Below are 24,639 nucleotides of genomic sequence, written 5' to 3'. Positions count from 1 at the left end.
TGCGCGTCGACTGTCGCGTCGGTGGCGCCGGGTTCCACGGGCCCGGGGACTGCGGGTCGGCCTCCTCTCGATGCTCTGCTGGGCGGTTTGCCCAGGTCAGGTTGGGTAGGGCAGGGCCATGAGGCGGCGGAAGGCCTGGACGACCGCGTTCGCCCAGGGCCAGGTTCTGGGGATCTTGAGGGTGCGTTTGCGCTGGCCGCGCACGATCACGGCGGGCACGTGCAGGAAGCGGAAGCGCAGGGTCTTTGGGGTGGCTTTGGCCATCTCGCCCTCACAGCCGAGGAGTTGGAGCCAGTTGCGGAGGTCGCAGGCCAGCGCGGTGGCCAGCAGCCACGCCTGGTTGACCTTCATGTGGCGCGAGGGGAACCGGTTCAGGCCCGCGTCCTTGCTGTCGCGGATCTTCGCCTCGACCCGGGCGTGAGTCCTGTGGCGGGCATCGAGCCATGAGGCCTGACGGTCGGGAGTGTTGGTCGCGAACGTCTGCAGCCGCATGCCGTGTTCGAGCTCGTAGGGTGAGGCGTCCTTGACGTAGCGCGGGTGCAGCGGTTCGCGGCGCACGATCACCCGGTGCCCGGGCGGCCAGAGCGAGAGGTCGCCGAGCAGTCCGGTGATGTCGGCGACCTGCGCGTCCTCACGCGCGGCACCGTCGGCGTCGAGGGCGGCCTGCCACACCGAACGGCCCTGCTTGCGCTCCTGCTTCTCCAGTTCGTCCAGCGCCGTCACGGCCGTCATCTCACGGTCGGTGAACGCCCAGCCGGTCGAGTACTGCCAGGTGAAGGAGGGGTGGCGACGGCCACCGGCCTTCGCGATCCACGTCAGGAGCCCGTGGGAGAACCCGGCCCCGTCGATCCGGAACAAGATCTTGCGGCGGTAGGCGGCGGGCAGCTGCTCGACCGCGGCGGCGAAGCAGGCGATGTTGTCCTCGGCGCTGTTGCAGCCCGCGTCGCCGGGACGCAGCTCCTGCGCGAGCATCTCCCCGGTGTTGTCACAGAAAGCGATCATGGGGCACAGGCCGTAGACGCCCTTCTTGTACGTCCCGGCCGCGCCCTCCTTCTCCGAGGCGCAGGCCACCGGCGTGGCATCGGAGTCGATCACCGTCCAACCGGTCAGCGCCGCACCGTCCACCACGATCCACGGGAACCCCTGCGGCCGGTTCTCCAGCCAGGACCACACCTGCCGGCGCACCGTCGCCCGGGCCCGGGCGACCCGGCGCACCTGCAGCTCGCCAACCTCGTCCAGGACCCGCCACACCGTGGGCGGCGACGCCACCGCCGGGCCGCCCGCCATCACCTCGCGCTGATGCTCCAGCACCGCGATGTCGCCGATCGCCACCGCCCCCAGCACGATCGCGCAGGCCAGGTCCACCAGCACCCGCCCCCGCTCGTGCCCCGGCCGGAAACCCGGGCGCCGCATCGCCTGCGTCAGCGCCCCTGCCAGCCCCGCCCGCTCGGCCAGCACCTGCAGATGCACCCCACCCGCATGCCCGACCTGCCGCCTCCTGTCAGCCGACATGGCCAGATCGGTCAGACGTCCAGTATTCTTCCCCACGGATTCGGTGCCCCACCTCGCGACGATACGTTTCTAGATAACTCGCATCATTGCAGGTAGGGGCACCGTCTCTGCATCCAGGTGACGCTCAGTCACCACACGCCAAGGGCTCGTGAATCACCGAGGCCAGGAGCAGCAGGCCGATGTAGGAGGGCTTGAGGTGACTGCTGATCAGATGGCCCACTCGGGTCCGGACCTCGTCCACACTCGCGCTGCCGGTGAGCTCCTCCGCGGCGCGCAGCAGCAGTTCCGCGCTGGTCAGGTCCTGGCGCGCCTGGTGGGTCAGCGACTGGGCGCGGTACTGGGCGCCGGCGGCGCGCTGGGAGGCGATCCGCAGCCGCAGCTCGGCCGAGCACGCCGCCGCCAGATCGGTCAGGTCCTCCTGCTGCCCGGGGGTCCAGTGCCGTGCGGTGGTGTCGATCGCGCACAGCACCCCCAGGACGCCGCCCCGGGCGTCGGTCAGCGGCAGACCGGCGTAGGCGACCACCGCGTCACCGGTGCCGTGCCGGGCAAGGCCACTCGTGCGGGAGTCGTCCACGAGGAGCGGGGCGGCCGAGGCCACCACTCGTCGGCTCAGCGCCTGGGCTGCGGCGGCATGCCGGCCGGCGGCGCTGAACCCGGCGGCGGGTTCGACCACGGCGGGGAAGACCAGATCCTCTCCCTCCAGCAGCGCTATCAGGGCCACCGGGACGCCGACGATGCGTGCGGTCAGGCGCGCGAAGCGCTCCAGGTCCGCGTCCAGGTCCGCGTCCAGGTCCGCGCCCGGGGCCGCCGACGGGGCCGACTCCCGCAACAGACCGGGTGTTCCTGCACCGGTCATGGCTTCCTCGCCCATGTGCCCTCCCGACCTTCCAAGCCAAGGCCCGCCAGGGGCCGCCGCGTCATACGGCAGCCCCTACCCCGTCGGCGCCCAAGGATTGGTGTTCGTCGGCGGACCCCACGACGCAGCGCATCGCCGGAAGGCATAAGGGATCTTTCGGTCGTTCAACTATCAACTCTCTTGGGCGACTTGGCAACATTGGTATCATCTGTATGCTTGCCGCGTTCATGACCCCTTGGAGAGGCCCTACCCATCATGTCCGAGGTACAAGCTGAGACCCCGCTCTGGCTCCAGGGCCGCGACGCCGTTGTGGCCGCTGCCGCACCCGAGGACTGGCGCGACGAGACGCCCGACTACCACCTGTCCGCCACCGTGATGCCGACGCAGCGGACGCACCACTTCGAGGCCGGGACGCTCGAGGCCATCGCCGAGAGCATCGTCCAGGTCTTCGAGATGGAGGTGTCGCACAAGAGGGACCCGGCCACCTGGGTCTCCATGGTCACGGAAAAGTTCCGCACCCGGATCAACGGGGGCGAGTGGGCCAACGCCCAGGACATCGTCGACATCGGCAGTTACAACATCCTGATCGGGGACAGCATCTTCTACCCGGCCGGGTCGGAGAGCTTCGAGTCCTCGCACCATGTGTTCCACACCGCCTTCCCCGAAGGTTTCTTCTGGGAGGTGCTGGACGTCCTGTCCCCGCCGCCCACCGTGACCTTCCGCTGGCGGCACTGGGGCACCTTCTCCGGTGAGTACAAGGGCTTCCAGCCCACCGGGGAGACGATCGAGATGTTCGGCGTCAGCATCGCCAAGGTCAGCGACGACCTGCGACTGCTGGAGGTCGAGCACTTCTACGACCCGAATGCCTTCCTCGGCACGATGACCGGCGGCTGCCCGGTGGCCCACACCGCGAAGTAGCCCGTTACGCAGCAAAGGTGCTGGTCGCAGCCCTCAACGAGTGGTTGCGACCAGCACCTTTGGCGATTCCCGGCCCGAGCGACCGTGCAGGATCAGGCTAGCGGCGGCTGCCGCGGCGGTCGGCGAGTCGGTGGACCGCCGTGATCAGGGTGTCCACCTCGTCATGGGTGTTGTAGAAGGCGAACGACGGGCGGACGGTGGCCTCCAGGCCGTAGCGGCGCAGGATCGGCTGCGCGCAGTGGTGGCCCGAACGCACAGCGATGCCTTCCTCGTTGAGCGCGGTGCCGACCTCGGCCGGCTCGTAGCCGTCCAGGACGAACGAGGCGATGCTGGCCTTGTTCGCGGCCGTGCCGACCAGCCGGAGTCCGGGCACGCCGCGCAGGCCCTGGGTGGCGTGTTCGAGCAGGCCGTGCTCATAGGCGGCGATGTTCGGCAGGCCGATGCGTTCGACGTACTCGATGGCCGCGCCGAGCCCCACCGCGTCGGCGATGTTGCCGGTGCCGGCCTCGAAGCGCCCCGGCGGCGGCTGGTAGCTGGACCGCTCGAAGGTGACGTCGGTGATCATATTGCCGCCACCCTCCCACGGAGGCATGTCCTCCAGGACCTCCCGCTTGGCGTAGAGCACCCCGATCCCGGTCGGTCCGAACAGCTTGTGCCCGGAGAACACCAGGAAGTCCGCGTCCAGCGCCGTGACGTCGATCGGCAGGTGCGGGACCGACTGCGCCGCGTCGACCAGCACGCGTGCCCCGGCCCGGTGCCCGAGCTCGATGACCTGCTCGATCGGCACGACGGTGCCGAGCGCGTTGGACATCTGGGTGACCGCGACCAGCTTGGTGCGGTCGGACAGCAGGTCGCTGTACTCGTCCAGCAGCAACTGTCCGTCGTCGTCGACCGGGATCACCTTGATCACCGCACCGGTCTGCTTCGCCAGCATCTGCCAGGGCACGATGTTGGCGTGGTGCTCCAGGTGGGAGAGGATGATCTCGTCGCCCGCGTGGATGTTCTTGGGTCCCCACGCCTTGGCCACCAGGTTGATGGCCTCGGTGGTGCCCCGGACGAACACGATCTCCTCGGCGGAGCCCGCCCCGATGAACCGGGCGACGGTCTTCCTGGCGCCCTCGTAGGCATCCGTCGCCCTGGCCGCCAACTCGTGCGCCGCCCGGTGGATGTTGGAGTTCTCCCGGGAGTAGAACTCGACCAGCCGGTCGATCACCGCGCGCGGCTTCTGCGTGGTCGCCGCGTTGTCCAGCCAGATCAGCGGACGGCCGTTGACCAACTCGGACAGGATCGGGAAGTCCCGGCGGACGGCCTGCACGTCGAACCCGGGGTGCGGGTCGAGCGGCAGCCCGGCCAGGGGGTCGGGTGCGGTGGGCCTTCCAGGTTCCTGGGCGAAGTAGAACGGCGCGGTGGTGGCCGACGGTGGCTCGGCCTGGAAGTGGGGCGGCAGCCCCAGGTGCCCGAAACCGGGGAGCTCCGGGGCCTTCGCGGGGTAGCCGGGGCCTCGTTGAGGAAGTAGTACAGCCCCGAGCCCGAGCCCGAGCCCGAGGGCTGGGCCGGCGCGGACACCGGCGCGGACGAGGGCGCGGGCAGCGAGGGGACGGCCGGGGCCGCCGGGGTCACCGGCAGGGCCGGCAGCTCCGGGGCGTGGCCGGCGATGGTGGGCGCGCTGGCCGCATAGCCGGCCGCCGCGCTGGTCGGCGGCGGCCCGGACGGCGGGCTCATCCCGGCGGTCGGCGCCGGAGCGGGCGGGTCCGCGGCCGGCAGGCCGGTCGGTGTCGGCCAGGCCGACCCTTCCGGCCGGCCGTCGAAAGCCGGTGCCGGTGCCGGGACCGGGCCGTCGAGTACCGGGCCGTCGAGTACCGGACCGTCGAGGACCGGGCCGGTCTCGGCGGCCGTCGGCTGCCCGGGGAGGGCTCGGAAGAACTCCCCGGCCATCCGGCTCAGCGTCGCCTCGTCCGGCAGCCACTCCGGCGCGGTGTTGTTACCGGTAGGTGGGGGAGTAGTCATGGAATTTGTCCACCTCGACGTCGTCGAGCACGGCGAGCGCGTCCTCGGTGAGCACCGCCAGCGAGCAGTACAGGGAGATCAGGTAGGAGGCGATGGCACTGCGGTCGATCTGCATGAAGCGCACCGACAACCCCATCCCCTGCTCGCCCGAGAGCCCGGGCTGGAACAGTCCGACCACGCCCTGGCGCGACTCGCCGGTGCGCAGCAGCAGGAACTTGGTCCTGCCGTTCTCCAGCGGGACCTTGTCCGAGGGGATGATCGGAAGACCGCGCCAGGTCAGGAACTGCGAGCCGAACATGCTCACCGTCGCCGGCGGCACGCCGCGCCGGGTGCACTCTCGGCCGAACGCGGCGATCCCTCCGGGTGGGTGAGGAAGAAGGCCGGCTGCTTCCAGACCTTGGTGATCAGGGCGTCCAGGTCGTCCGGCGTCGGCGGCCCGGCCAGCGTGGAGATCCGCTGGGTGTCCGCCACGCTGCTCAGCATCCCGTACTCCGGGCTGTTGATCAGCTCGCCCTCCTGATGCTCCTTCACCGCCTCGATGGTCAGCCGCAGTTGCTGCGCGGTCTGGTTGTGAGGGCTGGAGTACAGGTCGGCGATCCTGGTGTGCAGGTCCAGGACCGTCTGCACGGCCTTGAGCCGGTACTCCCGGGGCTCCTGCTCGTAGTCGACAAAGGTGTCGGGCAGCGGCGCCTCGTCATAGTTGTCGCACTGGATGCGCACCGACTCGGGATGAACGACCTGGTTCACCCGGTAGATACCGGCCTCGACCGGGACCCAGGACATCAGGTGCACCAGCCAGCGAGGCGTGATGGAGGACATCTGCGGAACGGTCTTGGTGGCATTCGCCAGAGTCCGTGCCGCGCTGTCGCTCACCGACATGGAGCGTGACGGCGGTTTCGCAGCTGTGGGCATGCAACGTCTCCTTAAGCGGTCGAACCCTCTCGAACCAACTTTCGCACCCACCCTCCCAATAACCCCGTTAGCGGTCCAATGCGTGTTTTCGAGCCTGTCATCGACGCGGGCTATGATTCGAAAATGATCGACTTGAGTCGGCTGCGTGTGCTGGTGGCCGTCGCCCGTGAAGGTTCGGTCACGGCGGCCGCTGAGGCGCTGCGCTACGCCCAGCCGTCGGTGAGCCATCAGCTCGCCAAGCTCGAGGCCGAGGTCGGCGTGCCGCTGCTGCAGCGGATGGGACGCGGCATCCGGCTCACCGAGGCGGGTCGGCTGCTGGTGGACCGGGCCGAGTCGATCCTGGCCCAGGTCGAGTCGGTGCACGCGGAACTGGACGAGCTGGCCGGGCTGCGCACCGGCCGGGTCCGGCTGGCCGCCTTTCCCTCGGCGCTGGCGACCCTGGTGCCGCTCGCGGCCGCCCGGGTCTCCGCCCAGTACCCCGGGATCGAGCTCACCCTGGTCGAGGCCGAACCGCCGGACGCGCTCAGCGCCCTGCGCAACAACGACGTCGACGTGGCGCTGATCTTCGAGCACGGCGATCCGCCCCAGCGCGACCGCCGCGACGTCACCATGACCCCGCTGCTCGACGAACCGATGTATGTGGTCAGCCCCGCGGACCGGGCCTGGGACGGCCCCCGGGCCGAGTTGGCCACCTACGCCGAGACCCGCTGGATAGCCGGCTGCGAACGCTGCCGCGAGCATCTGGTCGCGGCCTGCGGGCAGGCCGGGTTCGCGCCGATCGTCGAGTTCGAGACCGACGACTATGTGGCCGTCCAGGCACTGGTCGCGGTCGGTCTCGGCGTGAGCCTGCTGCCCGGGCTCACCCTCCTCGCCAACCGGCACCCGGGCGTCAGGCTGGACCAGGTCGCCGGCATGCGCCGACAGGTGGTGGCCGCGGTGTACGGCAAGCCGCCCGCGTCCCAACCCGCCCAGGTGCTGCTCGACGCGCTCAACGCGACCGTCTCCGAACCGGAGTGGCCGTCCTGACGACCCATCACATCCGGTGGGTCTACTCCAGGGGGCGGCTGGGGTCGGCCGACCATTCCTCCAGCGAGCCGTCGTAGACGACGATGTCCTCGCGGCCGAGCAGGGTGAGGGCCAGCGCGACGGCGGTGGCGGAGATGCCGCCGCCGCAGTAGAGGACCACGGGTGAGTCCTCGGTGCTGAGCACCGCGCCGACCTGGGCGGCCAGGGCCGCAGGCGGGAGGAACCTGCCCGTGTCGTCGAGCAGGCCGCGGCCCGGCAGGCTGCGGCTGCCGGGGATGTGGCCGCGGCGGCTGTAGCGGGTGGGGGCGGAGCCGTCGAAGGCCGAGGTCGGCAGCGCGCACACCAGGGTGCCGGGGCGGTCGCCCCGGCTGATGGCGTCGACGGTGTCGACGTCGGCCCACAGCTCGGCCCATCGCTCGGGGGGCTCTGGGCGGAGGAGCGCCTCCACCGCCCGCACCTCGCCCGCCTCGCCCGACTCGGTGCGGAGCCCGGCCGCCTGCCAGGCGTCCCAGCCGCCGTCCAGCACCGCGGCCGGGACGGACAGAGCCTTCAGCATCCACCACAGCCGGGAGGCCCAGATGCCGCCGCCGCGGTCGTAGACCACCACCGAGCTGCCGTCGCCGACCCCCAGGCCCTGGAGCGCGGCTGCCAGCTCCTGCGGCGCGGGGGCCGCGAAGTGGAACGGCGCGGCGTGGTCCGACAGGTCCGCGGTGAGGTCCGCATGCCGGGACCCGGGGATGTGGCACTGGATCCAGTCCGCCCGGCCGCTGCCGACCCGGTAGTCGCCGTCATGGCGCGGTGAGGGAAGCAGCGCGGTGGCGTCGAGGACCACCAGCCGGGGATCGCCGAGGTGGACATCGAGCCATGCGTGGTCGACCAGCGGCCCGGGGAGCAAGTCGTTCATGGCTTGGATGCTAGCCGTCCGAGCTGCGGTGTCTCACTGGTCGTCTCATATATCAGCAGATAAACGTCTCATTCTCCGGACGGGATTTGCGCGGTCACCGGATACGGAGGCTATGGTTTCGGACATCTACGCGGGAGCCCCTACCCGATTGGGCTGAGAGGGCGTTTGGGACCGGATCCTCGGATCGGTCCCCATGGGAACGCCGACCGCAACACTCGATCCGGCATGGTCCGGACCCGCGTAGGAGTCACCGATGGCAGTAGCAGTTTTCGAGCAGATGCGTCCCCCGACCCCGTTCGGTGCGACCCGCTCCTGTTGCTGACCTGATCGATCCCCTCCCGCTCGTCCCCCTTCTTTCCGTCCCACCAGGTCTGCTGCCTGTGTGTCGCCTGCGGAGTACTGCCATGTCGCATGTCCGAGTCATGCTCGACTACTTCCACCCCTGGCCGAATTCGGCCGGTTTCTACCTGGCCCGTGAGCGCGGCTGGTACCGCGAGGCCGGTCTCGACGTGGAGCTCGTGGTCCAGGACCCGGGACGTGGGGACACTCTGGAATACCTGGCCCGGGGTGAGGTCGAGCTGGGGGTCTTCCCGCCCAACCGGCTGCTCGCACGCCGCGCCCAGGGCCAGCCGCTGGTGGCCGTCGCCGCCGTCAACCACCGGGCGCTGGAAGCGGTCCAGACCGTGCTGCGGACCGGCATCACCCGCCCGCGCGACCTGGCCGGACGGCGGCTCGCGTACAACCCCACGCCGCGCGGCCGGGCCATGGTGCGGCATCTGGTGGCCGCCGACGGCGGCGACCCCGACGCGGTGGTGACGGTGGACGCGGGCACCCGCGAACTGACCGTGGACGACGTCGCCGCCGGCGCTGCGGACGCCACCTTCGGCAACTACTGGGCCTGGGACGCGCTGCGCGGCGAGCTGCCGCAGGAGCAGCGGCTGACCTGGCCGGTGGACGAGATCGGCGCACCCCGCTACCACAGCTATCTGCTCGGCACCCGGGAGGAGACCGTCGACCGCGACCCCGCCCTGGTCCAGGCGTTCCTGCAGGCCACCGCCCGTGGGTTCGCCGCGGCGGCGGCCGACCAGGAACGCGCCCTGGCGCTGCTGGAAGGCGTGATTCCCTACTTCCCCCGCCCGCTGATCGCCCGCTCGCTGGCCCTGATCGCGCCGACCTGGACCGACGGGCACGGGCGCTGGGGCGTGATCGACGACACCCGGATGGGCCCGTACGCCCACTGGCTCGCGGAGCACGGGGCGATCGCCCGCGCCGAGGGCTGGGAGCAGTCCTTCAGCAACGGCCTGCTCGGCGTCGAACCGCGGGTGCAGCATGCCCAGTGACCAGCCGGGCAGCAGCGCCGTGGTGGTCAACGGCGTGTCACGGCACCACGAGATGATCGGCGTCTACGGACTGCTGCTCAGTGAGCATGCGGGGTCCGACGACACCGGGTCGGGCGACGCTGTGCTGCTCGAACTCAGGGCCGGGACCGGCTGGTACGACGGCAGTTGGCACCTCCCCGCCGGGCATGTGGACGCCGGGGAGTCGGTCGTGGCCGCCCTGGTCCGCGAGCTGGGCGAGGAACTGGCGATCGGCGCCGACAGCGCCGACCTGGAGCTGCTGCACACCATGCACTGCCGCACGCCGGGCACCTCGTACGCCTGGATCGACGTCTACTTCGGGCTGCGGGCGTGGTCCGGGCAGCCGGTCAACGCCGAGCCGCACCGCTGCGCCGAGGTGCGCTGGTGGCCGCTGGACGGCGTGCCGGCGAACACCGCGGCGCCCGCGCTGCAGGCGCTGTCGGCGATCCGGCGCGGCGAGCGGTTCTCGCTGTGGGGGTGGAACGGGTGATCTGCCAGGCCAAGGACCTGACCCGGCGGATGCAGGTCGACCTGATGCGGGTGAGCAGTGCGCTCTGTCGGCGCGGGTGAACGACCCCAGCCGACCCCCGCCGCCGCACGCACGTGCAGAGTGAACCAGGACCCCTGAACCATGAGACGTCGCAACTTCCTGCTCGCCGTTCCCCCGATAGCCGCCACCACCCTGCTCGCCGCCGCGGGCTGCGCCTCGCGCGGCAGCACCGGCACCGCCGCGGCAGTTCCGGCAGCGGTTCGGGCAGCGGTAAGGCCGCCGCCGGGGCCACCCCGATCAGCCTCGCGCTGGACTGGACCCCCAACACCAACCACACCGGCATCTACGTCGCCCAGCAGCAGGGCTGGTTCGCCGACGCCGGAATCGACCTGAAGATCCTGCCGTTCGGTTCGACCGCGCCGGAGACGCTGATCGCCAACCACAAGGCGGACTTCGGCATCTCCTACCAGGACGGGGTCAGCACCGCCCGTGCCGCGGGCCAGGACATCGTCTCCGTCTTCGCCATCACCCAGAAGACCGATGTCACCATCTCGGTGCGCGCCAACCGCGCCGACATCAGGACGCCCAAGGACCTGGACGGCAAGACCTACGCGGGCTTCGGCGCCCCCTACGAGAAGCCGCTGCTGCAACTGGTGATCCGCAACGCGGGCGGCACCGGCGAGTTCCGGACGGTGACCCTGGAGACCGACGCCTATGTGGCGCTCTACGCGGGCCGGGCCGACTTCGCGATGCCGGAACCGACCTGGGAGGGCCTGCAGGCCAAGCTCGTCGGCAAGCCGCTGAAGGACTTCCTGCTGTCCGACTACGGCGCTCCGGCGACCTACTCGGCCCTGGTCGCGTCCTCCGACACCTACCTGCGGAAGAACCCGGCCGCGGCCAGGAAGTTCCTCGCCGTCCTGGCCCGGGGCTACACCTATGCGGCCGAGCACCCGGTGGAGGCCGCCGGGCTCCTGGTCAAGGCCAACAAGAGCGTGCTGACCAACCCCGCGCTGGTCGAGCAGAGCGAGAAGCTGCTGGCCCAGCAGTACTACCGGGCGGCGGACGGCAGCATCGGCACCCAGACCAGTGCCGTCTGGCAGAACTACACGGACTTCCAGTTCAAGAACGGGCTGCTGATCGACGCCAACGGCAAGAAGCTGACCGCCGAGCCGGACGTGTCCCAGTTCTTCACCACGGCCTACCTCCCGGCGACCTCGTCATGACCGCGCGGCAGGAGCAACCACGACAGGCGCGCCGCGCGCTGACCGCGCTGTGGCCGCCGGCGGCGGTGGCGCTGGCCGTCCTCGTCGGCTGGCAGCTGTACACCACCCTCGCGCACGTGGACCCGACCACCCTGCCCAGCCCCGGCCGGGTGCTCAACCAGGGCTGGGGCAACCGGGCCGACCTCTGGGCCAACACCCTGCCCACCCTGCAGGAGACCCTGCTCGGTTTCGCCTGCTCCTTCGTCGCGGCCTGGCTGGTGGCGGTACTGCTGGACTTCTCACCGGTCGCGCGGCGGGGCCTGTACCCGCTGCTGGTCGCCTCGCAGACGATTCCGATCGTCGCGGTGGCGCCGCTGCTCATCATCTGGTTCGGCTTCGGCCTGCTGCCGAAGATGCTGGTGGTCACCCTGACCACCTTCTTCCCGCTGGCCGCCAACCTGGCGGCGGGTTTCGCCTCCACCGACCGGGAGGCGATGCGGCTGCTGCGCTCGCTCGGCGCCGGACGGCTGCGCTCCTTCCGGCTGGTCCGGGTGCCCAGCGCGATGCCGTACTTCTTCGCCGGGCTGCGGGTGAGCATCACCTACGCCGTGGTCGGCGCGGTCTTCGCGGAGTACGCGGGTGCGGAGAGCGGTCTGGGAATCTATATGCAGGAGCAGAAGAGCGCGTTCCGCACGGACCTGGTGTTCGCGGCGGTCGCGGTGACGGCGCTGCTGAGCGTCGCACTGTTCGGAGCCACCTACCTGCTGCAGCGCCTGGTGCTGCCGTGGGAGCAGGCCATGAAACGGGAGGTCAGGTCATGAGCGGCGAGTTCCGTCTCGACGTACGCGGGGTCAGCAGGTCCTTCGGCGCGCTGGACGTCCTGCGCGGCCTGGACCTGTCGGTGCGGCCGGGCGAGTTCGCCGCCGTGATCGGTCCGAGCGGCAGCGGCAAGAGCACCCTGTTCAACCTGGTGTCCGGTCTGGACGCACCCGACGCGGGCGAGGTGCTGATCGACGGCCGCCCGGCCGACCTGCGCTCGGGCCAGGTCGCCTATATGCCGCAGAAGGACCTGCTCTTCCCCTGGCGGACCGTGCTGGACAACACCGCCCTGGGCCTGGAGGCACAGGGGGTGCGCCGGCGCGAGGCGCGCAGCCGTGCGGGGCGACTCTTCGAGGCCTTCGGTCTGGACGGCTTCCAGTCCTCCTACCCGTTCCAGCTGTCCGGCGGCATGCGGCAGCGCGCGGCCCTGCTGCGCACGGTCGTGCTGGAACGGCCCGTGCTGCTGCTGGACGAGCCGTTCGGCGCGCTGGACTCGCTCACCCGCACCGAGATGCAGCTGTGGCTGGCCACGATGTGGCAGCAGTACGGCTGGACCGTGGTGCTGGTCACCCATGACATCCGCGAGGCGGTGCTGCTCGCCGACACGGTGCATGTGCTCTCGCCGCGCCCGGCCCGGGTGGTCGAACGGATCGAGGTTCCGCTGCCCCGGCCGAGGAACCGGGATCTGCTGACCGACCCGGAGTTCGCCGCGACCGAGCGGCGCGTCCTGGACGCGCTGGAGCAGACGGCGGTGGCGCGGTGAGCCGGCTGCTGGCCCACGGCATGGGCAAGGAACCGGTGGATCCGGACTGGCCCCCGCTGACCGAGGCCGAGATCACCGAGGTGCTGGCCCGCTACGGCGCCGGCGACGTGGCTGTTGAAGTCCGCTGGCGCAGTCCGCGACCGCTGTCGGCAGCCGCATTGGTTCAGCACGGGCAACAGTCGCTGTTCGTGAAGCGCCACCACATCCGGGTCCGCACCGTGGAGGGCCTGGCCGAGGAGCACGGCTTCCTGCGGCACCTGAAGCGGCGCGGCATCCCCGTGGTGGACGTGCTGAACGCCGCCGACGGCAACTCGGCGGTCCAGCTGGGCGCCTGGGTCTACGAGGTCCATACCGTGGGCGCGGGCACCGACCTCTACCAGGACGCCCTGTCCTGGTCGCCCTTCACCTCCGCCGAGCACGCCAGGGCGGCCGGCGCCGCCCTGGCCCGGCTGCACCTGGCCGCCGAGGACTACGCCGCACCGCCGCGCCGTCCGCAGCCCCTGGTCTCCTCCTTCACCGTCTTCGCCGCGGCGGACCCGATGGCGGCGCTGGACCGCTATGTGGCCCGGCGTCCCGCGCTCGCCGAGGCGCTGGCCGACCGGCCCTGGCGCGAGGACGTCACCCGGGTCCACCTGCCGTTCCACCGCCGGCTGGCCCCGCTGCTGGACCGGCTGCCGCCGTTGTGGACCCACAACGACTGGCATGCCTCCAACCTACTGTGGGACACCTCCGGCCCCAGGGCAGTCGTCTCCACCGTGCTGGACTTCGGCCTGAGCGACCGCACCACCGCGATCCACGACCTGGCCACCGCGATCGAGCGCAATACCGTGCAGTGGCTGGAGCCGTCCTTCCCGGTCCGGTTCGACCACCTGGAGGCCCTGCTGCGCGGCTACACCGCCGTCCGCCCGCTGAGCGAGGCGGAGGCGGCGGCGCTGCCGGAACTGCTGCCGCTGGTCCACGCCGAGTTCGCGCTCTCCGAGCTGGGCTACTTCCACGGCATCGTCCGGTCCCCGGAGAACAGCGAACTCGCCTACCAGTACCTGGTGGGCCACACCGAGTGGTTCGGCTCACCCGACGGCGCCGGCCTCCTCGCCCAGCTGCGCCGGCTGCTCACCGCCACGTCCGGCGAGGCCGGCACGGCCGGATAGGTCACCGGCAGGGCTGGAACGTGCTGTCGTCGAGGTCGATGCTGAACTTCACGCCGTTGAAGTTGCTGCTGTTGTCCGCACTGCAGAACTTCGACGTCGCCAGGCTGTACTCGGCCTGGAACACGGGCTTGCCCGCGGCCACGTACTGGTTGAGTCCGTACGACCCGTTCTGCGCGGTGGTGCACTCCTTGTACTGGTTGCACTGCTCGTTGAGCGCACCGTCGAAGTACGGCAGCAGCGTGGGTATCTGCTCGTTGTCGTTCTTCTGCAGCACGCCCATGCCGCGGACGTGGGAGTCGTTGGCGAGGGTGGCGTCGTAGTAGGTCTGGTCGGCCGCCTTGAGCGGGAACCCGGTGCTGTTGGAGTAGCCGTCGACGTTGTCCAGCTCGACCATGTCGAACCCCTTGCTGCGACACATGTCCAGCCTGGCGTCCATGATCGAGCGCAGCACGCTGTTGGACTTCTGGAGCTCGCGGACGTCCAGCCACTTCTCGCCCGGCCAGCCGTTGCCCTTGCCCAGGACCGCGGCGGGGAACTTCGAGGCGTCCGAGCGCCAGTCCTCGTAGGTGCCCGCGGAGAGGTAGCAGACGGCCTTGATGCCGGCCTTGTGCAGGGCGGCGACATCGGACGACGAGGCGTTGAAGCCGTCGATGTCGTACATGGCGACCTTGCGGAACGGTGCGGTCGGAACGTCGGAGATCACCCAGTTCCACGAGGTCTTCAGCGCCGGGTGCCAGCAGGCGGAGCAGCTGACCGGGGCGGGCGCGGCGGGGGTGGCGGCGGACGCGGTCGGGACCAGGGCCACTGCGGCGAGGACCGCGGCGGCGCCGGCCAGAGCGAGATTCCGGGGAGTGCGGGAGAGGGACATCGACTGCCTCCAGCGATGGTGCGAGGGGCTTTATCACCCGTGACCGGAGTATTCACGCAGTCGAATCAGCGGCGCGTCGAGAATAATGACCCAAGTGCTCATTCCTATTGCGCGGTTGGGTCATATCGGCGCTGGTCACCGACCGGAAAAACCGTCATTCGAAATGCGCGTTTCCGCTGGTTCGGCGCGTTGCCGTTGACGCTCCGCGGGAAGGGTGCCAGGATCCCGGCATTTCACTGACGGCGGCTGCCGCCTGGTAGGAAAGGAATTTCTGCTGATGCCATTCCAAGGACGGACGGTCCTCGCGGCGGTCACGGTGTTCGCGCTGCTGTCCCCGACCGCGACGGCCACAGCGACGACGCCACCGGCGCCATCGACGTCACCGGCGCCCGCGGCCGCCCGTGCCGTCGTGTACGTCGCCCCGCGCGGATCCGACGCCGCGGCCGGTACCCGTCGGGCGCCCTTCGCCACCGTCCAGCACGCGGTCGCCGCGCTGGGCCGCCACGGCGGCGGCACGGTCGAGCTGCGGGGCGGCCACTACGCCCAGCGGGTGAGCCTGAAGGACGTCAGCGGCATCACCCTCACTGCTGCTCCCGGTGAGCACCCCGTTCTGGACGGCTCCTCGTTGACGGTCCCGGACGGCCGCTCGGCGATGGTCACCATCACCGGTAGCAGCAACGTCACCGTCCGCGGCCTGGACATCACCGGCTATCGCACCACCCGCATCGACGCCATGCCGATCGGCATCTATGTGCACGGCGGCGACAGCGGCGTGGTCCTCAGCGGCAACCATGTGCACGACCTGGGCAACCACAACCGGACGCTCGGCAGCATGGACATGAACGCCCACGGGATCGCCGTCTACGGTGACTCGGCGACCCGGTCCGTGCGGAACCTGCGCATCGAGGGCAACGAGGTGGACCACCTCACCCTGGGCGCCAGCGAGTCGGTGGTGGTCAACGGCAATGTGGACGGCTGGCGGATCACCGGGAACCACATCCACGACAACAACAACATCGGGATCGACGCGATCGGCTACGAGCCCACCCTCCCGGCGCGCTACCGCTACACCGACCTGAACCGTGCCCGCAACGGCTTCATCGGGTCCAACCTGGTGCAGAACATCATCTCCGAGGGCAACCCCGCCTACTACGCCGACGGGACGTACTGCAACTGCGCGGACGGCATCTACATCGACGGCGGCACGCACATCACCGTCGCGGACAACACGGCCGTGCGCGACGACATCGGGATCGAGGTCGCCGCGGAGAACCCCAGGGGAGCCGCCGACCATGTGACCGTCCGGGACAACCTGGTCCGGCGCAGCCGCTTCGTCGGGATCGCCACCGGCGGCTACTGCGACGGCCGTGCGGACTGCGGGGGAGTGCGGACCGGCAAGGCGTTCGACAACACCTTCACCGGCAACACCTTGCGGGACGACAACACCGACCGCGACGGCTCCCCGCAGTTCCTGATCCAGTATCACGAGAGCAACGACCGGATCACCGGCAACACCGTCTGCGCGGCCGGCGGCAGCGTCCTGCTGCTGGGCACGGTGCCCCGGTCCGACTCCGGACGCGGCGACGTGGTCGACCGCAATGTCTACGCCGCGGCCGGCCGCACCCCGCGCGCGCTGCAGTGGGGCTGGCACGGCACCACGTACACCGGTTGGGCACCGTACCGGGCCGGCACCGGCCTCGACGCCCACAGCGCCCTGAGCCCCCGGTGCTGACCGGTGACGTTGGCGACGGCGGCCTGCGGCTGGCGGACTTCACCCCGCGTTCGCAGGCCAGGGTCACCGTCACCCAGGTGCCGAAGGCCGCGTTCCGAGCCGTGGACGCGCACAACCACCTGGGCCGCTGGGACGTGCACGCGCTGGGGCTGCCGGCCGAGCTGCTGGAACCCCTCTACGGCCGGCAACGCCGCCCGGCTGCTCGGCCTCTGACGCTGAACCCGCCTGGGCACCCTGCTCGGCACGAGGCTAGTGGTCGGCGTCGGCGATGGTCACCCTCACCCCGTGCGCCCGCAGCGCGGCCAGCTCGGTGGGGTCCGCGCTGGAGTCGGTGACCAGTTCGTCCACGTCCGCCACGGCCACCACGTGCGCCAGCAGGCTCCGGCCGACCTTGGAGCCGTCGGCGACCACCACCACGCGGCGGGCGCGTCGGATCATCACGGTGCTGATGTGGGCCTCGACCTCGTCGTGGGTGGAGAGGCCACCGGTGGCGCTGATCCCGTCGATGCCGATGTAGGCGGTGCCGATGTTGATGCCGCCGATCGTCCCCTCGGCCCACGGACCGACCAGCTCGTAGGAGTTGGAGCGGGCCACCCCGCCGGTCACCACGAGTTTCACCCGGGGGCGGTTGACCAGGATGTTGGCGATGTTCAGCGCGTTGGTGACCACGGTCAGCTCGGTCCTGGTCGCCAGCAGCCGGGCGAGTTCGCTGGTGGTGGTGCCACCGTTGACGGCCACCACATGGGGCCCGCACGGAAGGCTGCGCATGGCGGCGCGGGCGATCGCCTGCTTCTGCGTCCGGCCCTGACTGTCGCGGTAGCGCACCGGCAGGACGTGGTTGGCATCACGGGCCACCGCCCCGCCGTGGGTGCGGGTCAGCAGGTTCTGCTCCTCCAGCGCGGACAGGTCGCGTCTGACCGTGGCCAGCGAAACCCCCAGTTCGGTGGAGATGTCGGTGACGTCGACCGCACCACTGGAGGCGAGGTGGTCCAGGATCGCCGAGACCCGGTCGGACTGGCGCAAAGTCCCGATACGGCGGCCGCCTGCGGCCATCGCGGAGCTCCATAGGGCGGAGGGCACATCCCCGCCTCGGACGCCTGCCGGCGGTCCTGGCGACTCAGTCCGGACTCGTGGCAGCTGCCACCTACCGGATGGGTGTACCTCTGACGTCGAATGATCGAATCCGACGTTCCAGGGATCGTATCGAACGGATGCGAGGCACTTCAAGCGTGGTCGTGATCGGGATCCGCGCGCTGGGATCGAAACGAGCAGCAGCCCTGCGTGATTCGAGCAGTTCCTTGCCCGGGGCCGGGGCGCGCCGTTGAATGTCCCCCAGCCCAGTGATCGAAACCAGTGATCGACTGACGGCTCACCTCCCCTGTTGGACCGACTGGAAGGGGCCACCTCGTGCACAGCAGATCGGCGAGACCCACCTGGCACCGCGCGGGTTTCGCGGCCGCCCTGTCCGCGGCGACGGTGCTCGGCACCATGTCCGGCTGTTCGAGCGCCGGTTCCACGGCGGGCGCTCCGCTGGACACCTCCAAGCCGACCACGATCACCATCTGGACCGGGCAGGACCAGGGACCGGAGAAGATCCTGGAGGGCCTGGCCGCCCAGTTCCACCGGCTGCACCCGAATGTGACGATCGATATGTCCCCCGGCGCACCGACCACCGACCAGCTGCTCCCGAAGCTGACCGCGGCGTTCACCAGCGACACCTACCCGGACATCTCCTACAACTTCGGCAGCTGGGCCACCCAGATGCAGTTGTCGGGACGGACCCTCGACATCACCGGCAAGGTCGCCGACCCGTCGGTGAAGTGGGACGAGTTCCCCGGCGCCGCCCGGCAGACCGCGACCCCCAACGGCCATGTGATCGGCTTCCCGGCGGTGGTCGACAACATCGCGGTGATGTACAACAAGAAGCTGTTCGCGGCGGCCGGACTGGCCCAGCCGACGAACAGCTGGACCTGGGACGAGTTCCGGGCCGACGCCAAGAAGCTGACCGACCCGTCGCACAATGTCTTCGGAACCGCCTACTCGGTGTCCGGCTCCGAGGACACCACCTGGCACTTCTGGCCGCTGCTGTGGCAGAAGGGCGGCAGCGTCCTCAACGCGAACGGCACGAAGGCGGCGTTCAACTCCGACGCCGGAGTGTCGGCCCTGACCTTCCTGCAGCAGATGGCGGTCACCGACAAGTCGGTCTACCTCTCCCAGGACGACCAGAAGTACGCCGACCTCTTCAAGTCAGGCCTGGTCGGCATGCTGATGACCGGGCCCTGGCAGCTCGCCGACAATGTGACGGCCGGCCTGGACTACGGCGTGGTCTACCTGCCGGCCTTCGACGGGCAGAACCACCAGACGATATCCGGCCCCGACCTGTGGACGCTGTACGACCACCACGACGCGGACCGGGCCAACTGGGCCTACACCTTCGCCCAGTGGCTGACCTCGGCCGCGGTCGACCCCAAGTTCAACCTCGCCACCGGCAACCTCCCGCTGCGCAGCAGCGAGGTCACCAGCCCGGAGTTCGTCGCCTACGCCCACCAGTACCCCGGTGCGCAGACCCTTGAGGACAACCTCAAGAACGCCGCGATCGGACGCCCGACGGTGCCCGGGTACAACGGGCTCTCGCAGGCCGTCGGCAAGGCCATCGCCCAGGTGCTGCAAGGGCAGGGCGACCCGAGGACGGCCCTGGACACAGCGGCGAAGGCAGCCGACACGGCACTGGCGCAGGGCGACTGATGAAGCGCGGGATCCTGATCTCGGAGCACGAGCGCACCCGCCCGCCGAACAGGCGCCGACAGGCCGCCGTCGCCACCGCCGTCCCGCGGGGGACGTGGACCCGGCGCCGCCGGCGGGTGGTCGAGAACCTCACCGGCTGGTCCTTCGCCGGTCCGGCCACCCTGATCATCGTCGCGCTGACCCTCTTCCCGGCCGGCTGGGCCTTTCTGATCTCCCGTGAGCACTGGAACGGCTTCACCCCGCCCCAGCCGACCGGCTGGACCAACTACGAGACCATGGTCCACGACCCGGACCTCAGGTCGGCCGTCGACCACACCGTGCTCTTCACCGTCCTGTACGTGCCGATCGTGCTGGTGCTGGGCGTCTTCGTCGCCACCGCGCTGAACCGCAACATCCGGTTCATCGCCTTCTACCGGACCGCCGTCTTCGTGCCGCTGGTGGTCTCCGCCGCGGCGACCGGGATCCTGGCGAACTACGTCTTCGATCCGCAGTTCGGCCTGGCCAACAACGCCCTGCGGGCCCTGGACCTGCCACGGCAGGGCTTCCTCACCGACCGCCACGAGGTGATGTGGGTCATCGCCCTGATCTACCTCTGGGGCGACCTGGCCTTCTCGGTCATCGTCTACCTCGCCGCGCTGCAGGACATCCCGCAGGACATCGTCGAGGCGGCCACCCTCGACGGCGCCAACCGCTGGCAGCAGTTCCGCCATGTGATCCTCCCCGCCGTCGCGCCGGTCACCGTGTTCGTGGGCGTCTGGGAGACCGTCTCGGTGCTGCAGATCTTCGAACTGGTGCTGACCACCACCAGGGGCGGCCCGCTCGGCTCCTCGCAGACCGTCGTCTACTTCATCTACAACCAGGCCTTCGAACTGTCCCGCTACGGCTACGGCTCGGCGATCGCCTATGTGCTGTTCGCGGCCACCCTGCTGCTGACCCTGGGCCTGTTCGCCTACTCCAAGCTCACCAAGAGCGAGGCCTTCTGATGGCACCCCAGGTCGTCACCCTGTCCGCGAAGGACACCGCGCCGGTCGTCCGCCGGAAGAAGCCCCGGTTCAGCCGCTGGCACCTGTTCCTGGCCCCGCTCGCGCTGCTCTTCCTGCTGCCGTTGGCGCAGATGCTGCTCACCTCGCTGACCGCCAACAGCGAGATCAACCGCTTCCCGCCCCGCTTCATCCCGTCCGCCCTGCACATCGGCGGCTACGTCCGGCTGTTCCGGGACGCGCCGGTGGCGCGCTGGATGCTGAACTCGGCGATCGTCTCCGGCGTCGCGGTCTGCGGCCACCTGGTGCTGTGCTCGCTCGGCGGCTACGCCTACGCCCGGCTGTCCTTCCGCGGCCGGACCGTCGGCTTCGTGGTGCTGCTCTCCACCATCATGATCCCGACGCAGATGCTGATGATCCCCACCTACTTCATGTTCGCCAAGCTGGGTCTGATCGACACCCTGGCCGCGGCCTTCGTGCCCTTCCTCACCTCGGCCTTCGGCATCTTCCTGATGCGGCAGTTCTTCCTCTCGCTGCCCAAGGAACTGGAGGAGGCAGGACGCATCGACGGCCTGAACACCTTCGGGGTGTTCTTCCGGATCGTGCTGCCGCTGGCCAAGCCGGCGCTGGCGACCCTGGCCGTCTTCACTCTGCTGAACTCCTGGAACGACCTGCTCTGGCCGCTGGTCGCGATCAACGATCCCAAGCTCTACACGATCCAGCTCGGGCTGCTCAACTTCCAGGGCGCCCACCACGTCGACTGGCAGGAACTCATGGCCTGCAATGTGGTGGCCACCGCGCCGCTGATCCTCGGCTTCCTGCTCGCGCAGCGCCAGTTCGTCCAGACCATGAGCTTCAGCGGGCTCAAGGGCTGACCGGCCGCCGCGCCGAGCCCCTTCGCGCCCCTTCTCGCCGCTTCAGAACGGAGCCACCGTGACCACCCATGTCGAAAACGAGATAGCCGACCAGCCCGCCTGCTGGCGGCGGGCCGTCCAACTGGCCGCCACCGGCTCCCTTCCGGGCCTGCCCGGCAGGACGAGCGGGTGGCGGTGGTGGGCTGCGGAACCTCGTTCTTCATCGCCCAGGCCTACGCCCGACTCCGCGAGGAGGCCGGCCACGGGGAGACCGACGCCTTCGCGGCCTCGGAACTGCCCACCGGACGCAGCTACGACCGCTACCTGGCCATCAGCCGCTCCGGTACCACCACCGAGGTACTGGACTTCCTGGACCGGACGCCGGAGCCCAGCACCGTGATCACCGCCGATCCGGCCACCCCGGCGGTCGGCGCCGCCGACCAGGCGGTGGTGCTGGACTTCGCCGACGAGCGCTCGGTGGTCCAGACCCGCTTCGCGACCACTGCGCTGACGCTGCTGCGGGCGCACCTCGGCGAGGACCTGACCCGCGCCCTCGCCGACGCCGAACGCGCCCTGGCGCTGCCCCTGCCCGAGGGACTCACCGAGCGGACCCAGTTCACCTTCCTGGGCGCCGGCTGGACCGTGGGCCTGGCCGCCGAGGCCGCGCTGAAGATGCGCGAGGCCTCGCTCAGCTGGACCGAGTCCTACCCGGCGATGGAGTACCGGCACGGACCCATCGCCATCACCGACCAGCGCTCCGCGGTCTGGATGTTCGGACCGGCCCCCGAGGGCCTGGCCGAACAGGTCGCCGCCACCGGCGGGCTGTGGATCGAGCAGGACCTCGATCCGCTCGCCTCGCTCATCGTCGCCCAGCGCCTGGCCGTCGCCCTGGCGGCCGCCAAGGGCCTGCACCCCGACACCCCGCGCCACCTCACCCGCGCGGTCGTCCTCCGCCCGGCGGCCACGGGTGCTGCACGGCTCCTCCAGATCCATCAGAAAGGCTGAACTCCCGTGATTCGCATCGCCTTTGTCGGCGCTGGATCGGTCGTGTTCACCCGCCAGCTGCTGCGGGACATCCTGTCCTTCCCCGAACTCCGCGACGTGCGCCTGTCCCTGCACGACATCGACCCGGAACGGCTGCGGGTCGCCCAGGGGCTGGCCGAGCTGACCGCACGGCAGTACGACGCCAAGCCGGTCGTCACCGCCAGCACCGACCGCCGCACGGCGCTCGAAGGCGCCGATGTCGTGGTCAACATGGTCGCCGTCGGCGGCCACCGGGCCGTACTGACGGACTTCGACGTCCCGCAGGCCTACGGTCTGCGGCAGACCATCGGCGACACCCTCGGCATCGGCGGCATCTTCCGCGCCCTGCGCACCTTCCCGCTGCTGCGCGGCCTGGCCGAGGACATCGCCGCAATCTGCCCGGACACCTGGCTGCTCAACTACACCAACCCGATGGCGATGAACCTCCAGTACCTCGCCGCGATCGCGCCGCGGGTCAAGGCGGTGGGACTGTGCCACTCGGTGTTCTGGACCGTGCACGACCTCTGCGCCATCGTCGGCGTCCCGCACGAGGAGGTGGACGTGCTCTCGGCGGGGGTCAACCACCAGGGCTGGATCCTGCGTTGGGAGCACCGGGGCCGTGACCTCTACCCCGCGCTGGACGAGGCGATCGCCCGCGACCCGGAGCTCCGACGCCGGGTCCGGGTGGACATGTACCGGAGGCTGGGCCGCTTTCCCACCGAGACCAGCGAGCACTCCTCGGAGTACGTGCCCTGGTATCTGCGCCACGCCGAGGAGATCGACCGGCTGCGGATCCCGGTGCGCGGCTACGCGGGGATCAGTGAGGAGAACCTGGCGGAGTACGCCCGGGTCCGCGACGCCCTGGCCGCCGGCCAGGAGCTGGGCGAGGATCCGGAGGCGACCGAGGCGGCCGAGTACGCCCCGCAGGTCATCCACAGTCTGGTCACCGGCGAGCAGCGCACCATCCAGGTGACCACCACCAACACCGGCCTGATCACCAACCTGCCCGAGGGCGCGGCGGTCGAGGTCCCGGCCACCCTCGACCGGCTCGGGGTCCACCCGCACCACGTGGGCGCACTGCCGGCGCAACTCGCGGCGCTCAACCGGAGCTTCCTCAATGTGGTGGAACTGACCGTGGCCGCCGCGGTGCAGGGCGACCCCCGGCACATCCGGCACGCCGCGATGTGCGACCCGGCCACGGCGGCCGCTCTGACGACTGATCAGATCTGGTCCCTGTGCGACGACATGGCCGCCGCCCATGGCGATGCGCTGCCCGTTGAACTGCGCAACTCGCTTCGGGCAGAGGCTCGCTGATGGTTCGTCATGACCTGCTGGTGGTCGGCGACGCCAACCCGGACGTGCTGGTCGGCGGAGCCCGGAGGCACCCCCGTTCGGCCAGGCCGAGACGCTGGTCGAGGCCGGAACCCTCGCCCTGGGCGGATCGGCGGCGATCGTCGCGCACGGAGCCGCCCGGCTGGGCCTGTCCACGGCGCTGGCCGCCATGGTCGGCCGGGACGCGGCCGGGGACTTCGTCCTCGACACCCTGTCCAGCGCGGGAGTGGACATCAGCGCCTGCGTCCGGCACCCCGCCCTGCCCACCGCGCTCACCGTCTGCCTCAACCGGCCCGACGGCGACCGGGCCATCCTCACCGCCCCCGGCTGCCTGCCGCACTTCGCCCCGGCCGAACTGCCCCGGGCCTGGCATGTCCATGCCGCCTCGTATTTCTTGCAGCCCGCGCTCGCCCCGCTCCTCCCGGCGCACTTCCGGGCGGCGCGGGCGGCCGGCAGCACCACCTCGCTGGACACCAACGACGACCCGGCCCGGGGCTGGAAGCTGGCCCCCGGCCTGCTCGCCGCCTGCGACCTGGTGCTGCCGAACGAAGCCGAGGCGCTGGCGCTGACCGGAACCAGCTCGGTTGAGCAGGCGCTGGCCGCGCTGGCTGCGGCCGGACCCGTGCCGGTGGTGAAACGGGGCCGGGACGGAGTTGTGACGCTGCAGCGGGGTGAGCTGCTGGAGGTCCGCGGCGCCGAGGTCCGGCCGGTCGACACGGTGGGGGCCGGGGACAGCTTCGACGCCGGATTCCTGGCGGGCTGGTTGGGCTCAGGTTCGGGATCGGGCTCGGGGGACCTTGCCGGGGCCATGGGCCTGGGCTGCGTCTGCGGGGCCCTCTCCACCCGTGCCCCCGGCGGCACCGCCGCCCAGCCCGACGCCGCCGAGGCCAAGGCCGCTCGCGATCTGCTGAGGGCATGAAGGCAGACGCAGGGCGGGGCCCGCACAGTTCCGCCGTGCGGGCCCCGCCCTGCGTGTACCGGCAGGTCAGCTGTGCGGCATGCCGTTGTCGTAGTAGGTGCCGACCTGCTGGTGGTAGTCGGCGTCGCCGGTGTGCTTGTCCTTGTCGAACTCGGGGGAGTTCTTGATCCAACGCCGTGTAGTTAGGCATGAGGCTGGTGTGTCAAGTCGCCTGATGCATGAACGGAGCTCCTGTTAGAACCGTGTCTGCCAAGATCACTGTTCTGCAGGA

At 70.4% G+C, this 24,639-nt stretch carries 21 protein-coding genes and 2 pseudogenes; 15 read left to right on the top strand and 8 right to left on the bottom strand.

Features of this window, described 5'->3' with window-relative positions; translation table 11 throughout:
• Positions 1 to 96 precede the first annotated feature (96 nt).
• Both ACXKR8_RS07010 and ACXKR8_RS07005 read right to left on the bottom strand, forming a co-directional pair.
• Complete coding sequence (locus ACXKR8_RS07010; protein ID WP_458267506.1) at positions 97 to 1,512, bottom strand: IS1380 family transposase; 1,416 nt, start codon at positions 1,510 to 1,512, stop codon at positions 97 to 99.
• A 124-nt stretch (positions 1,513 to 1,636) separates the two neighbouring features.
• Entirely contained in the window at positions 1,637 to 2,383 is a 747-nt protein-coding gene (locus tag ACXKR8_RS07005) for a GAF domain-containing protein (protein ID WP_458272021.1), read from the bottom strand.
• 240 nt (positions 2,384 to 2,623) lie between these two features.
• Here ACXKR8_RS07005 and ACXKR8_RS07000 point away from each other — a divergent pair, with 240 nt between their 5' ends.
• Complete coding sequence (locus tag ACXKR8_RS07000; protein ID WP_458272020.1) at positions 2,624 to 3,286, top strand: ester cyclase; 663 nt, start codon at positions 2,624 to 2,626, stop codon at positions 3,284 to 3,286.
• 97 nt (positions 3,287 to 3,383) lie between these two features.
• On the opposite strand, the gene ACXKR8_RS06995 is transcribed toward ACXKR8_RS07000, so the two are convergent.
• The 3 genes and pseudogenes from ACXKR8_RS06995 to ACXKR8_RS06985 all read right to left on the bottom strand — a co-directional run bounded on the left by ACXKR8_RS06995 (position 3,384) and on the right by ACXKR8_RS06985 (position 6,076).
• A complete protein-coding gene (locus tag ACXKR8_RS06995) occupies positions 3,384 to 4,640 on the bottom strand; it encodes a family 2A encapsulin nanocompartment cargo protein cysteine desulfurase (protein WP_462100664.1) in 1,257 nt (418 codons plus the stop codon).
• Positions 4,541 to 5,293 carry a hypothetical protein gene (locus ACXKR8_RS06990; RefSeq protein ID WP_462100777.1) on the bottom strand — a complete coding sequence of 251 codons (753 nt, stop codon included), beginning with the start codon at positions 5,291 to 5,293 and terminating at the stop codon, positions 4,541 to 4,543. The genes ACXKR8_RS06995 and ACXKR8_RS06990 overlap by 100 nt, the downstream gene beginning before the upstream one ends.
• Positions 5,268 to 6,076, bottom strand: a pseudogene (locus ACXKR8_RS06985) (family 2A encapsulin nanocompartment shell protein). Before ACXKR8_RS06985 ends, ACXKR8_RS06990 begins: the two are co-directional and overlap by 26 nt.
• Before the next feature lie 252 nt (positions 6,077 to 6,328).
• On the opposite strand from ACXKR8_RS06985, the gene ACXKR8_RS06980 reads away from it, so the two are divergent.
• Positions 6,329 to 7,231 (top strand): LysR family transcriptional regulator, encoded by a 903-nt coding sequence (locus ACXKR8_RS06980; RefSeq protein ID WP_458272017.1) that lies wholly within the window; start codon positions 6,329 to 6,331, stop codon positions 7,229 to 7,231.
• Positions 7,232 to 7,253: 22 nt separating this feature from the next.
• Here ACXKR8_RS06980 and ACXKR8_RS06975 read toward each other — a convergent pair whose 3' ends face one another.
• Entirely contained in the window at positions 7,254 to 8,135 is an 882-nt protein-coding gene (locus ACXKR8_RS06975; RefSeq protein ID WP_458272016.1) for a sulfurtransferase, read from the bottom strand.
• Positions 8,136 to 8,539: 404 nt separating this feature from the next.
• Here ACXKR8_RS06975 and ACXKR8_RS06970 point away from each other — a divergent pair, with 404 nt between their 5' ends.
• The 6 genes from ACXKR8_RS06970 to ACXKR8_RS06945 all read left to right on the top strand — a co-directional run bounded on the left by ACXKR8_RS06970 (position 8,540) and on the right by ACXKR8_RS06945 (position 13,915).
• A complete protein-coding gene (locus ACXKR8_RS06970; protein ID WP_458272015.1) occupies positions 8,540 to 9,475 on the top strand; it encodes an ABC transporter substrate-binding protein in 936 nt (311 codons plus the stop codon).
• Positions 9,465 to 9,983, top strand: coding sequence for an NUDIX hydrolase (locus ACXKR8_RS06965; RefSeq protein WP_458272014.1), 519 nt, complete (start codon positions 9,465 to 9,467; stop codon positions 9,981 to 9,983). Before ACXKR8_RS06970 ends, ACXKR8_RS06965 begins: the two co-directional genes overlap by 11 nt.
• A gap of 113 nt (positions 9,984 to 10,096) precedes the next feature.
• Positions 10,097 to 11,206, top strand: coding sequence for an ABC transporter substrate-binding protein (locus ACXKR8_RS06960; protein ID WP_462100375.1), 1,110 nt, complete (start codon positions 10,097 to 10,099; stop codon positions 11,204 to 11,206).
• The gene (locus tag ACXKR8_RS06955) at positions 11,203 to 12,006 is read left to right on the top strand and encodes an ABC transporter permease (protein ID WP_458272012.1); all 804 of its coding nucleotides are present in this window, start codon (positions 11,203 to 11,205) and stop codon (positions 12,004 to 12,006) included. The genes ACXKR8_RS06960 and ACXKR8_RS06955 overlap by 4 nt, the downstream gene beginning before the upstream one ends.
• The gene (locus ACXKR8_RS06950; RefSeq protein WP_458272011.1) at positions 12,003 to 12,767 is read left to right on the top strand and encodes an ABC transporter ATP-binding protein; all 765 of its coding nucleotides are present in this window, start codon (positions 12,003 to 12,005) and stop codon (positions 12,765 to 12,767) included. The genes ACXKR8_RS06955 and ACXKR8_RS06950 overlap by 4 nt, the downstream gene beginning before the upstream one ends.
• Positions 12,764 to 13,915: a phosphotransferase enzyme family protein gene (locus tag ACXKR8_RS06945; protein WP_458272010.1), complete on the top strand. Its 1,152-nt coding sequence runs from the start codon at positions 12,764 to 12,766 to the stop codon at positions 13,913 to 13,915. The genes ACXKR8_RS06950 and ACXKR8_RS06945 overlap by 4 nt, the downstream gene beginning before the upstream one ends.
• 1 nt (position 13,916) lies before the next feature.
• Here the strand turns inward: ACXKR8_RS06945 and ACXKR8_RS06940 are convergent, their stop codons facing one another.
• A complete protein-coding gene (locus tag ACXKR8_RS06940; RefSeq protein WP_458272009.1) occupies positions 13,917 to 14,783 on the bottom strand; it encodes an endo alpha-1,4 polygalactosaminidase in 867 nt (288 codons plus the stop codon).
• Positions 14,784 to 15,060: 277 nt separating this feature from the next.
• Here ACXKR8_RS06940 and ACXKR8_RS06935 point away from each other — a divergent pair, with 277 nt between their 5' ends.
• On the top strand, positions 15,061 to 16,515 hold the full coding sequence (locus ACXKR8_RS06935) for a right-handed parallel beta-helix repeat-containing protein (RefSeq protein ID WP_458272008.1): 1,455 nt from the start codon (positions 15,061 to 15,063) through the stop codon (positions 16,513 to 16,515).
• A 249-nt stretch (positions 16,516 to 16,764) separates the two neighbouring features.
• On the opposite strand, the gene ACXKR8_RS06930 is transcribed toward ACXKR8_RS06935, so the two are convergent.
• Positions 16,765 to 17,568: a DeoR/GlpR family DNA-binding transcription regulator gene (locus ACXKR8_RS06930; protein WP_458272006.1), complete on the bottom strand. Its 804-nt coding sequence runs from the start codon at positions 17,566 to 17,568 to the stop codon at positions 16,765 to 16,767.
• A 354-nt stretch (positions 17,569 to 17,922) separates the two neighbouring features.
• On the opposite strand from ACXKR8_RS06930, the gene ACXKR8_RS06925 reads away from it, so the two are divergent.
• From ACXKR8_RS06925 to ACXKR8_RS06900, 6 genes and pseudogenes are all read left to right on the top strand, one after another.
• The gene (locus tag ACXKR8_RS06925; RefSeq protein WP_458272005.1) at positions 17,923 to 19,260 is read left to right on the top strand and encodes an ABC transporter substrate-binding protein; all 1,338 of its coding nucleotides are present in this window, start codon (positions 17,923 to 17,925) and stop codon (positions 19,258 to 19,260) included.
• Positions 19,260 to 20,243 carry a carbohydrate ABC transporter permease gene (locus ACXKR8_RS06920; protein ID WP_458272004.1) on the top strand — a complete coding sequence of 328 codons (984 nt, stop codon included), beginning with the start codon at positions 19,260 to 19,262 and terminating at the stop codon, positions 20,241 to 20,243. Before ACXKR8_RS06925 ends, ACXKR8_RS06920 begins: the two co-directional genes overlap by 1 nt.
• Positions 20,243 to 21,115, top strand: coding sequence for a carbohydrate ABC transporter permease (locus ACXKR8_RS06915; protein WP_458272003.1), 873 nt, complete (start codon positions 20,243 to 20,245; stop codon positions 21,113 to 21,115). The genes ACXKR8_RS06920 and ACXKR8_RS06915 overlap by 1 nt, the downstream gene beginning before the upstream one ends.
• Positions 21,116 to 21,173: 58 nt before the next feature.
• Positions 21,174 to 22,099, top strand: a pseudogene (locus ACXKR8_RS06910) (SIS domain-containing protein).
• 9 nt (positions 22,100 to 22,108) lie between these two features.
• Positions 22,109 to 23,431: an alpha-glucosidase/alpha-galactosidase gene (gene melA, locus ACXKR8_RS06905; RefSeq protein ID WP_458274916.1), complete on the top strand. Its 1,323-nt coding sequence runs from the start codon at positions 22,109 to 22,111 to the stop codon at positions 23,429 to 23,431.
• 94 nt (positions 23,432 to 23,525) lie between these two features.
• Complete coding sequence (locus tag ACXKR8_RS06900; protein ID WP_462100663.1) at positions 23,526 to 24,368, top strand: carbohydrate kinase family protein; 843 nt, start codon at positions 23,526 to 23,528, stop codon at positions 24,366 to 24,368.
• Positions 24,369 to 24,639 lie beyond the last annotated feature (271 nt).

Source organism: Streptacidiphilus sp. PAMC 29251 (assembly GCF_054208735.2).
This window is presented reverse-complemented; position numbering and strand designations above follow the sequence as displayed.